Below are 15,020 nucleotides of genomic sequence, written 5' to 3'. Positions count from 1 at the left end.
AATGCAAACTCAAATCATTCCAGCATTAGACTTAATAGATGGCAAAGTGGTAAGGCTTTATAAAGGAGATTACGCTAAAAAGCAAGAATACAGCTTTGATCCTTTAGCTAAATTTCAAGAGTATGAGGCTCAAGGCATTGCTTGGCTTCATTTGGTGGATTTAAGCGGTGCAAAAGATCCTAGTAAAAGACAACTAAAACTCATAGAAAAGCTAGCTTCAAAAATTAGAGTAAATCTTCAAGTAGGTGGAGGAATTCGCACTAAAGATGAGGTTAAAGCTTTGTTTGATAGCGGTGTTAAACGCGTAGTTATAGGCTCTTTAGCGGTTAAAAACAAAGCCTTTACACAAGAGCTTTTAAATGAATTTGGCGTAGAAAATATAGTCTTAGCGCTTGATAGTATTTGTATTAAAGATGAGTTTTTTGTGGCTGTTGATGCATGGAGTAAAACAAGCGATGAAAAATTATTTGAGCTTTTAAATTTTTATAAAGATGTAAAACATATCTTATGCACAGATATTTCTAAAGATGGCACGATGAGTGGAGCAAATATCACTTTATATAAAGCTTTACATGAGAAATTCCCACATTTACAAACCCAAGCAAGTGGAGGCGTGGCGAGCTTAGAAGATTTTAAAAAGTTAAATGGCATAGTAAGTGGTATCATCGTAGGTAAAGCCTTGCTTGATAAAGAATTTAGCATAAAGGAGGCTCAAGAATGCTTGCAAAACGCATAATCGCATGTTTAGATGTAAAAGATGGTAGAGTAGTTAAAGGGGTGCAGTTTAAAAACCATGAAGATATGGGCGATATCATAGAACTTGCTAAATTTTACTCACAAAATGGCATTGATGAGCTTGTATTTTATGATATAACCGCTTCAGCTAAAAATGAGCGTATTGATAGAACTTGGGTAAGCAAAGTAGCACAAAATATCTCTATACCATTTTGCGTTGCAGGGGGCATAAAAAGCGAAGATGATGCAAAAGAGCTTTTAGCAAATGGTGCTGATAAAATTTCTATTAATTCCCCTGCTTTAAATGACCCTGATTTGATCTCACGCCTTGCAAAAAACTTTGGAGTACAATGTGTAGTCGTAGGCATAGATACTTTTAAAGATGAAAACAATGAGCTTTTAGTCTATAAATACACCGGAGATGAGAGCAAATCTCATCATAGTGGTAAAAAAACACTAGAATGGGTAAAGCAAGTATGCGAGTTAGGAGCGGGTGAAATCGTGCTAAATATGATGAATCAAGATGGCATGAGAAAGGGTTATGATCTTGATCAACTTGCTAAAGTTAGACAAATTTGTCCTGTGCCTTTAGTAGCAAGTGGTGGTGCAGGGACTAAAGAGCATTTTTTAGACGCTTTTAAACTTGGTGTTGATGGAGCTTTGGCAGCTTCTGTGTTTCATAAAAAACTTATAGATATTAAAGAATTAAAACTATTTTTAAAAGATCAAGGCATACAAATTCGTATTTAAAAGGAAAAGCTATGAAGATAAATGAAGAAGAATTTATAAAAAGCATTAACTGGCAAAAGGTTAATAACCTTGTTCCTGTGATCATACAAGATTATCATTCTTGTGAAGTTTTAATGCAAGGTTTTATGAATGAAGAGGCATTAAGAGAGAGTTTTAAGCATCAAAAGGTTGTATTTTACTCACGCACTAAAGAGCGTTTGTGGATGAAAGGTGAGCAAAGTGGAAATTTTTTACATATTATAGATATGGGGCTTGATTGTGATAGAGATTGTATTTTAATCCTTGTAAAAGCTCAAGGCGCTACTTGTCACACAGGTGATACTTCTTGTTTTGAAACGCTTTCTAAAAAGGCTGATTTTGTGTTTTTATCGCGTCTTGAAAGACTGATTAATTCACGTAAAAACACTTGCGCAAGTTCTTCTTACACGGCTGAACTTTTTTCAAAAGGTACTAAACGCATAGCGCAAAAAGTAGGCGAAGAAGGCGTTGAAACTGCTTTAGCTGCTACTGCTAAAGATAAAGAAGAGCTTATAAATGAAGCTGCTGATTTACTTTATCATTTAGAAGTGTTATTAGCTGATGCGGATTTGAGTTTAAATGATGTGATTGCTAAATTAAAAGAAAGAAATTCAAAATAAACAGTATGAATATCAATAAACAGATGTTTATTCATCATCTTTTAAAAGATATTCAAAGTGATTTGAAAGGTTATAATAAAATTCTAAAGTTTGGAAAAATATTTTCCGAATATAATTTTTCAGATAATATTATTATCCAAATTGAAGATTCTTTTGATGTAAGTTTATGCGCTTTGTTGGGTGTTTATATAGAAAAATATTTAAAAGCTTATAATATTATTATTAAATCAAGTAATTCAAAATTACATAATATTGGATTTTTAGAAAATTTCAATTATGAAAGAAATTTCACAAAACATTCTAAACTTAAACAATACTTCCATATAAAAACAAAAGAAGAATCTAAAAGTGAAGTATTTAAGGAGTATGTTAATTCAGTAATATTAGATCATAAAGAATTTCCAAAAATAAGTAAATTGGTAAAAAAAGAAATTGCAAAATCAATTTTTGAAATCTTTGATAACGCAAATATACATAGCGAAAGTGATAAAATTTATATTTGTAGTTTTTTAGATGAGAAAGAACATGAGTTGTATTTTTCTATTGTTGATTCTGGAATAGGATTTGCTAAAAAATTAAATAATTATTCTGGGAAAAAATTTTCTTCCGAAAATGCTATCAAATGGGCTATAAAAGAGGGAAATACAACTAAAAAACAAACAGGAGGTCTTGGTTTTAAACTTATAATGGAATTTATAAAGTTAAATAAAGGAAAGCTACAAATTTTAAGTGGGGATTGTTTATATGAAATGAGCGGTAATGAAGAAAAATACAATATTTTAGATTATGAATTTTATGGTAGTATGGTTAATATGATATTTAAAACAAATGATACTAACTCATATAAATTAAAAATAGAAGATGATGATTTATTTTAAGGAAAAAATATGCAAACAAAAACAATAAATATAAATCAACTTACAAACAGCCAATGCATCTTATCTGAAGATGGACAAAAAGTTTTTACAGAGATAAAAAAAGTATTAGAAACCGAAGATAAAGTAGTGTTGTCATTTAAGGATATTAATATTTTGACAACAGCTTTTTTAAATTCTGCTATAGGAAATTTATATAATGATTTTAGTGAAGAATATATAAAAGAAAAATTGAGTGTTGAAAATATGAAAGATGAAGATAAAGCAATGTTAAAAAGAGTAACAGCTAATGCTAAAAATTATTACAAAAACTCTGGCAAAATCAACCAATCTATAAAAGAAATTTTAGAAGAAGATTGATGTCTGTTATTTATCATTTAAAGGACATCTTTACACTAAATAATAAAAAAATATTTTTCGATACTAATATTTTGATTTATCTTTTTTATCCAAGTGATAAAAAGCTACAAGAAGAATGTGCTAGCTTGTATAATGAGCTTTTAAAATCAAAAGCTCTGTGTTATACTAGTTTTTTAAATATTTCTGAATTTTATAGTCGCTGTATGAAAATTGAATTTGAAAAGGCAAAAGAGATAGATGGGCAACTTAAGTATAAAAATTTTAGAAATAGCAAAGAGGGTTCAGAAATAGAAAAAGATATTGCTAATATTGTCAAGTCATTGTTAGAAAATTTTTCTCTTGTGATGGTAGATTTTGATAAAAATTTTGTTGCGAAAATTTTAGATAATGAAACTATTGATTTATGTGATAAAGCTTTAGTAGAAATTTGCAAACAAGAAAATATGATTTTATTCACTAACGATAAAGATTTTAAAAATAAAGATCTTAATATTCTTGCATTAAAAAATTTTTAATAAAAGTTAAGCGTGATTTCTCACGCTTAATTAAGCAATATTTTTGAAAAGATTCACTAACTATATCGAGTAATTTTTAAAAAACTTTACACATTAAAACCTAATTTTTGATTTATTTTTTACTTTTTTATTTCATTTTATTTGTATTTTTGGAACACTTATTGCTTTATATCTGCTAAGCAATAGAAGATTGTGAGATATTCACAAAGCAATATTTTTTAAAGGATTTAATTATGATGAGATCTCTTTGGGCTGGGGTTTCAGGACTCCAAGCACACCAATACGCAATGGATGTAGAAGGTAACAACATAGCCAATGTTAATACATTTGGTTTTAAGTATTCTCGTGCGGATTTCTCAACGCTTATGAGCCAAACTTCTAAGATAGCTACAGCTCCAGATGGTAACCTAGGTGGTAAAAACCCTATGCAAGTTGGACTTGGTGCGGGTGTAAATTCTACGACTAGAATTCACTCTCAGGGTAATATCCAAACTACAGACAAAAACACCGATATGGCTATTAATGGAGATGGATTTTTCATCGTTTCAAATGATGGTGGCACTACGCAGTTTTTCACTCGTGCAGGGGACTTTAAAACAGATGCAGTAGGAAATTTCGTAGATAATAACGGCTATACTGTTCAAGGTTGGAATTATAATCAAGAAACAGGTCAAATTGACTCTTCTAAATCTGTAACAGATATCGTGATCCCACCTGGTATGAGTATGCCTGCTAAACCAAGCTCTTCAGTAAAACTTACAGCAAATTTAGATAGCGGTAATACTTTAGGTATGAATGCTTCTGCTAAGCGTCCTATCTATGCTCTTGATTCTGTTCATGGTATGAGAACTGATACAGGAACGGCTATAGATGAAAATGATACAGGTCATACTGAGTTTTACACTACTTCAAAAAGTGGAGCCCAAGTAACAGAAAAAGGTGTAGATATGGGCGTGGTATTTAACGCTCAAGGTGAGGGTTTAAACCTAAGAGAAGGGCAAGGTATGTGGGTAAGTTTTGCAGATGCGAAACATACTTCTAATGTAACAATGCAACCAAATTTACCGCAAGATAGATCAAAATTTCAACCAAATACAAATTATACTTTTTGGGGTTTTAAAGATGGAGATAAAACCTACCCTGCTACTTTAGATATAACCATAAATGGTGTAAATATTAAAGCAGAAGGTGTGGGTAGAACTACATTTTTAAATGCTATCAATGCTAAGACAGCAGAAACTGGTGTAGTAGCTTCTGTAGTAGATGGTAAAATAACTTTTACTAATGATAATAGCACAGGAACTACAGCAAAGTCTAAAAATTTAGATATTCAAATCAACGCTGCTGGTACAACTGCTGGAGCTCAAGTTAGAACAAGAGGTACCGATGTTTCTAGTGGTGGGCAGATTACTGGATTATTAGAACCTGTAGGCACACCTGATAGGGCTTGGCTTGGAACTGATGATCCTAATGGTGTAAATGGGACAGCTAAAACCTCTGTTCAGGTAATAACTGCTCATGAATATATTTATAGCTCTAGTAGTGTAGATATAGGGGCTAATCCAAATCCAAATGCAGCTACAGCAGAAGAAGCACATATGCCTACAGCTACAGGGCAAAGAACCTTCCATACCACAGAAGATTTAAGAGAGCTTTTGCAAAGAGATGCAAGATGGGGTGTGGATTATGATGGAGATGGAACACTAGAAAATTATGTTAATGGTGGCACTACTGTTGCTGAGGATGCAAATGCTGGTGTGGAAGTGGTAGTTGAAAGTGATGGTAGATTTAAAATCACAAACCCAAAAACACAAAACTCTAAAGACATGACTTTTAAGGTTACTGGTTTTTCAGATGAGGCAAATAAAATTGCTACAAATGATAAATTTACAGCGATGTTTAGCGCCTTAGATGGAAATTTTAATGCAGGTAATAATGAAAAATATTCTCAAGACATGTATTTATCAGCGCATACTGCCAGCATGGAAATCTTTGATTCGCTAGGAACTAGACATGAGCTAACTGTGCAATTTACTAAGCAAGCTAAAACAGCAGATGGTGGAGCTGAATGGTCTATCATCATCTCAGTGCCTGAGCCTGCAGAGATTAATTTCAGTGGTGATGGTGCTCCAGGAAATATAGTAGTAGGAAATTTAAAATTTGGTAATGATGGCTCTTTGCAAAGCTATACGCCAAATGTATTGAACTTCACTGGAAATAACGGTTCAAAACCTGATCAAGTTATAAAACTTGACTTTGGAACAACAGGTGGTTTTGATGGTTTAACAAGCTATGATAAAGACTCAGCTACCACTAAACAAGAAACTGATGGTTACACAGGGGGTAACTTAAAGCCAGATGCATTAAGAACTGATGAGAATGGTTATATCTATGGAGAATTTACAAATGGTAAAACTCTAGCTCTAGCTAAGGTTGCTCTAGCTACTTTCCCAAACAACATGGGTCTTGAAGAAATGGGTAATAACCTTTATAAAGCGACAGCAAACTCAGGAACAGCTACTATAGGTCATGCAGGCGAAGGTGGTAGAGGAGGCTTAAAAGGCTCAGCTATAGAAATGTCAAACGTGGATTTAAGTCGTGCATTAACTGAGCTTATCGTAATCCAAAGAGGTTATCAAGCAAACTCAAAAACGATTACTACAAGTGATCAGCTTTTAAATACTTTGCTTCAATTAAAACAATAATTCTAACCCAAGGTTTTAAAAACCTTGGGATCAAGCTTTACAAGGTTATCGAGGTAGCCTTGTAATACTTGATAGCCTTGAAGCCTTCAATCTATTGCTAACTCACTTCTTTCTTGCCTTAAGGAGTGAGTAGCATGATTTGCATATCGACAAGTTAAAATAAAAATTTATAAACTTGGATTTTTAAAATTTATCATTAATGGTTCTAGCCATTTGGTAGTTTCAAATACTTCTAGCTTGCTGTTTTTAAATTCTAAGAGTTTTTTATAATTTTGAGTATTGTCAAAAATAGTAATGTGGTTACAGAATTTAGCAACGGTGTTAAAATTTTGTAAAGATTCATAGTATCTTTTTTCTATAAGTTCTTCTTTTATATCATGCCCGCCTTTAGCTACGCGAATTTTAACTCTTTGTTTTGCTGTGTTTGGAGAGTCTAGTCCGATGTAGTAAAGATTTATAGTGTAAGAATTTTTTTGTAGCTTTTTGAATAAAGATAAAATGCTAGTGCCACAAAGTGTGGTTTCTTGGTTAAAATCATAAGCTTTTTTGATATAGTTTTCACGCATTTTAATGGCTATCCTTGAAGCTCTAAATTGATCTTCTTGATTTTTCCAGTCGCCAAAGCTACTTACGATTTCATCGATGTTGATTCTAAGTCCAAAGTCTTTGTTTTTTTTCAAGTTCATTATAATACAAGGTAGTTTTTCCACATCCTTCGGCTCCTGCAAAAATAGTAGCTATTTTTTTCATCAATAAAGCCTTTATTGATTGATGAGAAATTTTAACATAAATTGTTTATAAGTGTTTTGAAAATAAATATAAAGTTTTTTAAAAAAGGTTCGATATAGTCAGTGAATCTTTTCAAAAATATTGCTTAATTAAGCGTGAGAAATCACGCTTAACTTCTTTTTGATTTTATTTAACTTTCTTTTATTGATTAAACTTAGATAAGAAACCAAAGATAAAAACGCACAAGTGCCTAAAATAAGTGATAAAAATATAGGTGTATTAGCATTTAAAAGACTTACTAAAAATGCCATCACTCCTGCCATAGCAAATTGTGCTGCACCTAAGAGTGCTGAAGCACTACCTGCATTTTGTTTTGATCTTGCCATAGCTAAAGTGGTGGTGTTTGGCAGGATAAAACCTAAACTTGCTATAATCAAAAATAAAGGAATTTCAAAAGCCCAAAAACCTAGATCAAAAGTTGCTCCTAAAATGAGTAAAAAAGTTAAAAAAGTAATCATCATAAAAGATCTAGGTAGTATATAATAAGGAGAAAAACGAAGAACTAATCTTGCGTTGATATTTGCAAATATCACAAAGCCTAATGCATTTATACCAAAAAGTATAGCATATTGTTGTTCACTAAGATTAAAAATACGTGTAAAAATAAAAGATGATCCGGTTAAATAAGCAAAAAAACCTGCAAAGATTAAATTACCGCAAAGCAAATACACCACAAAACGACGGTCTTTTAAAATTTTTTTATAACCTTTTAAAACTTCTTTATGATTAAATTTTTTTCCTTTAGTATTATGATTGCTTTCTTTTAAGGCAAAAATAACAAGCATAAACAAAATAAAACCTAAAATAAATAATGTCAAAAATATACTACGCCAAGAAAAAAACTCAAGCAAAATCCCACCAAAAGTAGGTGAGAGCATAGGAGCTAAAGAGGTAAAAACCATCATTAGTGCATAAATTCCTGCCGCCTCTTTAAGTTCAAAAACGTCATTTACTATAGCTCTTGCTACAACTACGCCTACACAACCTCCCAAAGCTTCAAAAAAACGCAAAGCTATAAAAGCATGAATAGAATCAACCAAAACACAAGCAATACTCGAAGAAATAAAAAGAAAAAGTCCTATGTATAAAGGTTTTTTTCTGCCATATACATCACTTAATGGCCCATAAAAAAGCTGACCCAAAGAAAAGGCTATGAAAAAACTTGCAAGGGAAAGTTGAGTATAAAAAGAATTGGTTTGAAAGCTTTTTTCTACTTCATTTAAAGCAGGCAAATACATATCAGTTGAAAGTGGTGCAATAGATGATAAAAAAGCCAAAATTATAATAAGCTTGAGTTTTTCAAAACCTTTTATTTGTGTGTGCTGTTGCATAAGTATCCCTAAAATATTTTTATCATTGTATAGCAAAAGAATTTAAAATAAGCAATAATTTACATTTTTTAAAGGCAAATAAGATAAAATTAAACTAAAAATAATCAAGGAAAAGTTATGAATATGCCTTTTAGTGATGAGGAATTAATCGAGCCTGTAAAAGCAAGTCTAGCTAAAACTATACATATTTTAGAAAATGATGGCGGGGGGCTTGATTTTTTAGGTGTAAAAAATGGTGTAGTTTATGTAAAATTAACCGGAGCTTGTCATGGTTGTCCAGCTAGTGGGACGACTTTAAAATACGGTTTGGAAAAACAGCTTAAAATCGACATACATCCAGATATTTCTATAGTAAATTTAGCAGGCGGGGAAAGCGAATTTGCAAAATTATAAAAAAATAGCCATAGAGTGTTTTTATAAAAAAGATTTTAAAAATGCTAAGATGTATTTTTCTCTTGCTTATGAAAAGCGTAAAAACAAAAGACTTTTGACTTTTATTAGTATTTGTGATTTGGCGTTAAAAAGCCCTGAAGAAGCTTTTGTTTTTTTTGAATTTTTTATGCAAAATTATAAAAATACTAAAGTAGATAAAGACTTAGAAAAACTCATTAATCTTAGTCAAAGTGTGCAGTTTGAAGAAGATAGTGAGGATTTTGAGGGTTTGAGTTATCAAGATTTTTTACTGAGTGAAGCAAAAGTTGGGTTTAAACAAGCTTTAGAAAATGTTATAATATCAAATAAACTTATCATTAATGATAAAGAAGACTTTGTGGATTTTTTAGAAAAACTTTTAGAGCATGGTTATAAAGATATGCTTGTAGCCTATATGGAAGATGTTTCAGCGCATTTTTATTCTAATTATAGATTTATCAAGCTTAGTGAGAAAATCAAGGAATTAAATTATGATAGTAAAGATTGAAAATACTTTCATTTGTGATAATTCTAATGAATGCGAAAAAGATTGTTTTTTCTTAAAAACTGTTCAAAATGAAAAATTTCTTCATCAAGCTTTAGAAAAACAAGCACAAATTATAAGTATAGCTGAGTGTAAGAAACTTTTAAATATAGATGAAAATATAAAAATCATAGGTATTACAGGCACAAACGGCAAGACAACTACTGCAGGTGCTATTTATTCTATCTTGCTTGATTTAGGTTATAAATGCGCTTTGATGGGAACTAGGGGTAGTTTTATAAATGATAAAAATATCACTCCAAAAGGCTTAACTACTGCTCCTATTTTGCAAACTTTAGAGCTTTTATCTTTAGCAAGTAAGGAAAAATGTGAATTTTTAATTATGGAAGTAAGTTCGCATGCTTTGGTGCAAAACCGCATTGAAGGGCTTGAGTTTAAGGCTAAAATTTTTACTAATATCACTCAAGATCATTTAGATTTTCATGGGGATTTTCAAAACTACCAAGTGGCAAAAGAAAGTTTTTTTACTGATGAATGTATGAAATTTATCAATAAAGATGCAAAAGCTATAAATTTTAATGTCAAAGGTGCTTTTACTTACGGAGTAGAAAATCCAAGTTATTATCACATTAAAGCTTATGCTTTAAAAAATGGCATTGAAGCTGTGGTAAATTTTGGAAAAGAAACTTTTATGATTGACTCTTCTTTGGTGGGGCTTTTTAATCTTTATAATCTTTTAGCTGCAAGTGCTTGTGTGAATGAACTTGTAAAACCAAATTTAAAAGAGCTTGAAAAGGCCATTAGTAATTTTGGTGGCATTGAAGGTAGAATGCAAGTAGTCGCAAAAGATGTGATTGTAGATTTTGCCCATACACCTGATGGTATAGAAAAAGTTTTAGATGCTTTAAAGTATCGTGATTTGATTGTAGTTTTTGGAGCAGGGGGAGATAGAGATAAAACTAAGCGTCCGTTAATGGCTAAAATTGCCAAACACTATGCTAAAAACCTTATCATCACAAGTGATAATCCGCGTTCAGAAGAGCCTATGGATATCATTAATGATATTTTAAGTGGCATAGAAAAAGATGAGAGTGTTTTTATAGAATGTGATAGAAAAGAAGCGATAAAAAAAGCATTAAAACTTAAAACTAAAAATGATTTTGTGGTGATTTTAGGTAAGGGTGATGAGACTTATCAAGAGATCAAGGGTGTAAAATATCCTTTTAATGATAAAGAAGTAGTATTAGAGATATTAAAAGAAGGAAAATAAATGTTTGAAAATATGGATTTTTCTAAAATGGGTGAGCTTTTAACTAAGGCTCAAGAGAAAGCAAATGAATTAGAGCAAGAGGCTTTAAAAAAAGAATTTAGTGCAAAAAGTGGCGGTGGTTTAGTAAAAGTTAGTGCTAATGGAAAAGGTGAAATCATCGATATAAATATTGATGATTCTTTGCTTGAAGATAAAGAATCTATGCAAATTTTATTAATAGCAGCGATGAATGATGTGATGAAAATGGTAGAACAAAATAAAAAATCAATGGCTAGTAATTTATTTAGCGGAATGGGAATGCTATGAGAATTTTACTTTGTATTTTAGGTATAACTTGTGTGCTTTTTGCTGTACCAAGACCGACTTTTAATGATTTTTTGGGTTGTTATGAAAAAAACAAAGCTAGTATGTTAATTTATGAGGGTTTACCTGCCTTTGCTTTAAATGAAAATACTCTAGCAGTGGTTAAAACTAAAAACGCGAAATTAAACAGCTATACCAAGTATGATCCTTTTTTAAATTTATATTTGGTAAAGACAGATTTTAGTTTAATCCCTGCTCCTATGGGAGATGAAGAAGAATTAACGCGCAATAGCTGGGTGGGAATTTTAGATAGCAATAAAAGCTATATAGGGCATTTGAAGTATTTTGGACAAAGTTTAACAGAACGTGATCAGCTTGATTTTACTTCTAAAATCGGAGAACTTAACTCGCCATGTTGTAAAATGTTAGGTATAACTTTAGAAGATGGCAAGCTCATAGGTAATCGTTATTTAAAACACTTTGCAAAATATCCTGATGTTTATTGGGGTGATATAGGTGTGGATTTTGATACGCGTGATGGCAAAATTTATGTAAAAAATGTGCGCAAAAATGGGCAATTTTTGCTTAATGATGAGCTTGTGAGTGTAGATGGACAAGTTTATGATGATTTAAGAAAACTAAATGAGAAAATTTTATTTGCCGATCGTGGTGCAACTTTGTATTTTAATATGCTAAGAGACAATAAAGATGTAAATATTTCCACGACAGTTTTTGATAAAGATTTAGGTGTATTTGCTAAACCTAAAAAAGTAGTTCAAGCTAAGCCAACTTCTTTTTATAGTAATCTAGGATTGCGCGTAGATATGAAAATGAATGTTACAGAAGTAACTCCAAATTCTAAAGCGCAAATGGCTGGATTTTTGAAAGGGGATAAAATTTTAAGAATTAATAATCAAAAAATCAACAATTTCAATGAGCTTCAAGCCATACTAAGTCAAGCTAATGTTTTTGATATTTTGATCTCAAGACAAGCAAGTAATATCCCTTCAGCTAAAAATAATGATTTTGAGCATTTTAATAAAGGATATTTTGACTTTTTTATAAGGCTAAGTAAGTGATTTTAGAAAAATTCAAACAGCATTTAGAGCGAAATTTTCCTAAAATTCAAAGCTTTCATCCGTTTTTCAATGAAGCTTTAAAATGGATGTTAGAAGCTGGTGGGAAGCATTTTAGAGCTCAACTGCTTTTAGGGATAGTGAATGCTAAAAATCCTGCTTTGTTTGAAAAAGCTTTAAATGCGGCTTTGGCTTTGGAATTTATCCACACTTACTCTTTAATACATGATGATTTACCTGCTATGGATAATGCCTCTTTGCGTAGAGGAAAACAAACTTTACACAAAAAATACGATGAAACCACAGCTATTTTAGTAGGTGATGCTTTAAATACCGAAGCTTTTTTACTGCTTTCAAGACTTGATTTAAAAGAAAATGTTAAATTAAAACTCATAGAAACTTTAGCTTTTAATGCAGGGCTTGGCGGTATGATTATCGGGCAAGCTATTGATTGTTATTTTGAAGACATGCCTTTAAATTTAGAGCAAGTTGAGTTTTTGCATATTCATAAAACTGCAAGATTAATCGCAGCAGCTTTAAGAATGGGTTGTGAAATTTGTGAGTTAGATGAAAAAGAATGCGAGCAAATTTATGAAATAGGGCTTTTGATAGGATTAGTTTTTCAAATCAAAGATGATATTATCGATGCGACTTTAGATACCCAAGAAGCAGGTAAGCCAACTCATAATGATTTGCATAAAAATTCTTTTGTAAAACTTTTGGGTTTAGAAGGTGCTAAAAAGGCAAAAGATGATAAAATTGCATTATGCGAAGAAAAAATGAAAAATTTAGACTCTAAGCTTGCTAATGAGCTTCAAGTTTTGATTGATAAATATTTAAAAGGTTAAACAATGTTACAAAAACAAGCCAACACTATAAGATTTTTATGTGCAGATATGGTACAAAAAGCAAATTCAGGCCATCCAGGTGCACCTATGGGTCTAGCAGATATTATAAGTGTTTTAAGTACTCATTTAGTGCATAATCCAAAAGATCCTACATGGTTAAATCGCGATAGATTAGTTTTTTCAGGCGGTCACGCTAGTGCTTTGCTTTATAGCTTTTTACATTTGAGTGGTTATGATGTAAGTTTAGAGGACTTAAAAAATTTCCGTCAATTACACTCTAAAACTCCAGGTCATCCTGAAATTTTTACCCCAGGTGTTGAAATCGCTACAGGACCTTTAGGACAAGGCATTGCAAATGCGGTTGGTTTTGCTATGGCAGCTAAAAAGGCAAGTTTGCTTTTGGGTGAAGATATTATCAATCACAAAGTATATTGTTTATGTGGTGATGGGGATTTACAAGAAGGAATTTCTTATGAAGCTTGTTCTTTAGCAGGACTTCATAAACTTGATAATTTAATCATCATTTATGATAGCAATAATATTTCAATCGAAGGTGATGTGGCTATTGCTTTTAATGAAAATGTAAAAGAGCGTTTTAGAGCGCAAAATTTTGAAGTACTCGAGATAGATGGGCATGATTTTGAGCAAATTGATTTAGCACTAAAAACTGCTAAAGAAAGTAAAAAGCCTTGCTTGATCATCGCTCATACTACCATAGCTAAAGGAGCTTTAGAGCTTGAGGGAAGTCATCATTCTCACGGAGCGCCTTTAGGTGAAGAGCTTATAAAAAAGGCAAAAGAAGCTTTAGGTTTTGATCCACAAAAAACTTTTGAAATCCCAGAAGAAGTTAAAATTCGCTTTAGCACCGCAATAGAACTTGGGGATTTAGCACAAGCTAAGTGGAATCAAAAAGTGCAAAATTTAAATACAGAAAAACAAGCTTTATTAAAAGAGCTTTTAGAGCCTGATTTTTCAAAAATACAATTTCCTGATTTTAAAGGAAAAGATTTAGCTACTAGAGATAGTAATGGTATGATTTTAAATGCTATCGCTAAAGCTTTACCGGGATTTTTAGGTGGTAGTGCAGATTTAGGTCCATCAAATAAAACTGAACTTAAAGATATGGGCGATTTTCCAAATGGAAAAAATATCCACTATGGTATAAGAGAGCATGCAATGGCTGCTATATCAAATGCTTTTGCTAGATATGGTTTGTTTTTGCCTTATTGTGCTACCTTTTTTATATTTAGCGAGTATTTAAAACCTGCTGCAAGAATAGCAGCTTTGATGAGGGCTAAACATTTTTTCATTTTTACTCATGATAGTATAGGGGTTGGTGAAGATGGCCCAACACACCAACCTATAGAGCAACTTAGCACTTTTAGAGCTATGCCAAATTCATTAACATTTAGAGTAGCTGATGGGGTCGAAAATGTAAAAGCATGGCAGATTGCACTTAAAACTAATATGCCAAGTGTTTTTGTTTTATCGCGTCAAAAATTAAGTGCTTTAAGCGAGCCTGTTTTTGGAGATGTGGAAAATGGGGCTTATTTATTAGAAGAAAACGCAAATGCACAATTTACACTTTTAGCAAGTGGTAGTGAAGTATCATTGTGTGTAAAAACAGCTAAGATTTTAAAAGAAAAAGGTGTGGTTGCTAATGTAGTTTCTATGCCTTGTTATGAGTTATTTATTGCTCAAGAAAAGTCTTATAAAGAAAGAATTTTACAAGGTAAGATTATAGGTGTTGAAGCTGCAAATTCAAACGAGCTTTATAGAATTTGTGATGAGCTTTATGGTATAGAAAGTTTTGGTGAGAGTGGTAAAGATAAAGATGTATTTGAGCATTTTGGGTTTAGTGAGGAGAAATTAAGCTCATATATTTTAAGTTTATGTAATGAAAAATAAA

16 protein-coding genes are annotated in these 15,020 nt (G+C 31.7%); 14 read left to right on the top strand and 2 right to left on the bottom strand.

What is annotated here, in order from left to right; genetic code table 11:
• Position 1 precedes the first annotated feature (1 nt).
• The 7 genes from hisA (at position 2) to flgE (ending at position 6,578) form a co-directional block, all read left to right on the top strand.
• Positions 2 to 736, top strand: a complete 735-nt coding sequence (gene hisA / locus CAMP5053_RS01385; RefSeq protein ID WP_337217139.1) for a 1-(5-phosphoribosyl)-5-[(5-phosphoribosylamino)methylideneamino]imidazole-4-carboxamide isomerase — start codon at positions 2 to 4, stop codon at positions 734 to 736.
• Entirely contained in the window at positions 718 to 1,485 is a 768-nt protein-coding gene (gene hisF, locus CAMP5053_RS01380; protein ID WP_214125574.1) for an imidazole glycerol phosphate synthase subunit HisF, read from the top strand. Before hisA ends, hisF begins: the two co-directional genes overlap by 19 nt.
• 11 nt (positions 1,486 to 1,496) lie before the next feature.
• Entirely contained in the window at positions 1,497 to 2,123 is a 627-nt protein-coding gene (gene hisIE, locus CAMP5053_RS01375; protein ID WP_337217138.1) for a bifunctional phosphoribosyl-AMP cyclohydrolase/phosphoribosyl-ATP diphosphatase HisIE, read from the top strand.
• A 5-nt stretch (positions 2,124 to 2,128) separates the two neighbouring features.
• Positions 2,129 to 3,001 carry an ATP-binding protein gene (locus CAMP5053_RS01370; RefSeq protein ID WP_337217137.1) on the top strand — a complete coding sequence of 291 codons (873 nt, stop codon included), beginning with the start codon at positions 2,129 to 2,131 and terminating at the stop codon, positions 2,999 to 3,001.
• 9 nt (positions 3,002 to 3,010) lie between these two features.
• Positions 3,011 to 3,358 carry an STAS-like domain-containing protein gene (locus tag CAMP5053_RS01365; RefSeq protein ID WP_337217136.1) on the top strand — a complete coding sequence of 116 codons (348 nt, stop codon included), beginning with the start codon at positions 3,011 to 3,013 and terminating at the stop codon, positions 3,356 to 3,358.
• Positions 3,358 to 3,873: a type II toxin-antitoxin system VapC family toxin gene (locus CAMP5053_RS01360; RefSeq protein WP_263691252.1), complete on the top strand. Its 516-nt coding sequence runs from the start codon at positions 3,358 to 3,360 to the stop codon at positions 3,871 to 3,873. Before CAMP5053_RS01365 ends, CAMP5053_RS01360 begins: the two co-directional genes overlap by 1 nt.
• Before the next feature lie 233 nt (positions 3,874 to 4,106).
• On the top strand, positions 4,107 to 6,578 hold the full coding sequence (gene flgE, locus CAMP5053_RS01355) for a flagellar hook protein FlgE (RefSeq protein WP_337217135.1): 2,472 nt from the start codon (positions 4,107 to 4,109) through the stop codon (positions 6,576 to 6,578).
• 167 nt (positions 6,579 to 6,745) lie between these two features.
• On the opposite strand, the gene CAMP5053_RS01350 is transcribed toward flgE, so the two are convergent.
• Positions 6,746 to 7,258, bottom strand: coding sequence for an ATPase (locus CAMP5053_RS01350; protein WP_337217134.1), 513 nt, complete (start codon positions 7,256 to 7,258; stop codon positions 6,746 to 6,748).
• A 198-nt stretch (positions 7,259 to 7,456) separates the two neighbouring features.
• The gene (locus tag CAMP5053_RS01345; RefSeq protein WP_214135754.1) at positions 7,457 to 8,698 is read right to left on the bottom strand and encodes a multidrug effflux MFS transporter; all 1,242 of its coding nucleotides are present in this window, start codon (positions 8,696 to 8,698) and stop codon (positions 7,457 to 7,459) included.
• A gap of 123 nt (positions 8,699 to 8,821) precedes the next feature.
• Here CAMP5053_RS01345 and CAMP5053_RS01340 point away from each other — a divergent pair, with 123 nt between their 5' ends.
• The 7 genes from CAMP5053_RS01340 to tkt are packed head-to-tail and all read left to right on the top strand — an operon-like array spanning position 8,822 to position 15,019.
• Positions 8,822 to 9,091 (top strand): NifU family protein, encoded by a 270-nt coding sequence (locus CAMP5053_RS01340; RefSeq protein ID WP_337217167.1) that lies wholly within the window; start codon positions 8,822 to 8,824, stop codon positions 9,089 to 9,091.
• Complete coding sequence (locus CAMP5053_RS01335) at positions 9,078 to 9,617, top strand: histidine kinase (protein ID WP_087700821.1); 540 nt, start codon at positions 9,078 to 9,080, stop codon at positions 9,615 to 9,617. The genes CAMP5053_RS01340 and CAMP5053_RS01335 overlap by 14 nt, the downstream gene beginning before the upstream one ends.
• Positions 9,601 to 10,884, top strand: coding sequence for a UDP-N-acetylmuramoyl-L-alanyl-D-glutamate--2,6-diaminopimelate ligase (locus CAMP5053_RS01330; RefSeq protein ID WP_337217133.1), 1,284 nt, complete (start codon positions 9,601 to 9,603; stop codon positions 10,882 to 10,884). Before CAMP5053_RS01335 ends, CAMP5053_RS01330 begins: the two co-directional genes overlap by 17 nt.
• Positions 10,885 to 11,190, top strand: a complete 306-nt coding sequence (locus CAMP5053_RS01325; protein WP_039617208.1) for a YbaB/EbfC family nucleoid-associated protein — start codon at positions 10,885 to 10,887, stop codon at positions 11,188 to 11,190.
• Positions 11,187 to 12,266 carry a DUF7488 domain-containing protein gene (locus tag CAMP5053_RS01320; protein WP_087700823.1) on the top strand — a complete coding sequence of 360 codons (1,080 nt, stop codon included), beginning with the start codon at positions 11,187 to 11,189 and terminating at the stop codon, positions 12,264 to 12,266. Before CAMP5053_RS01325 ends, CAMP5053_RS01320 begins: the two co-directional genes overlap by 4 nt.
• Positions 12,266 to 13,111: a polyprenyl synthetase family protein gene (locus CAMP5053_RS01315; protein ID WP_192866653.1), complete on the top strand. Its 846-nt coding sequence runs from the start codon at positions 12,266 to 12,268 to the stop codon at positions 13,109 to 13,111. Before CAMP5053_RS01320 ends, CAMP5053_RS01315 begins: the two co-directional genes overlap by 1 nt.
• 3 nt (positions 13,112 to 13,114) lie before the next feature.
• Positions 13,115 to 15,019, top strand: a complete 1,905-nt coding sequence (gene tkt / locus CAMP5053_RS01310; protein WP_337217132.1) for a transketolase — start codon at positions 13,115 to 13,117, stop codon at positions 15,017 to 15,019.
• Position 15,020 lies beyond the last annotated feature (1 nt).

Source organism: Campylobacter sp. S4:11 (assembly GCF_024723695.1).
Classification (GTDB): domain Bacteria; phylum Campylobacterota; class Campylobacteria; order Campylobacterales; family Campylobacteraceae; genus Campylobacter_D; species Campylobacter_D jejuni_C.
The sequence above is the reverse complement of the archived record's forward strand: the minus strand, read 5'-3'. Positions and strand labels throughout refer to the sequence as shown.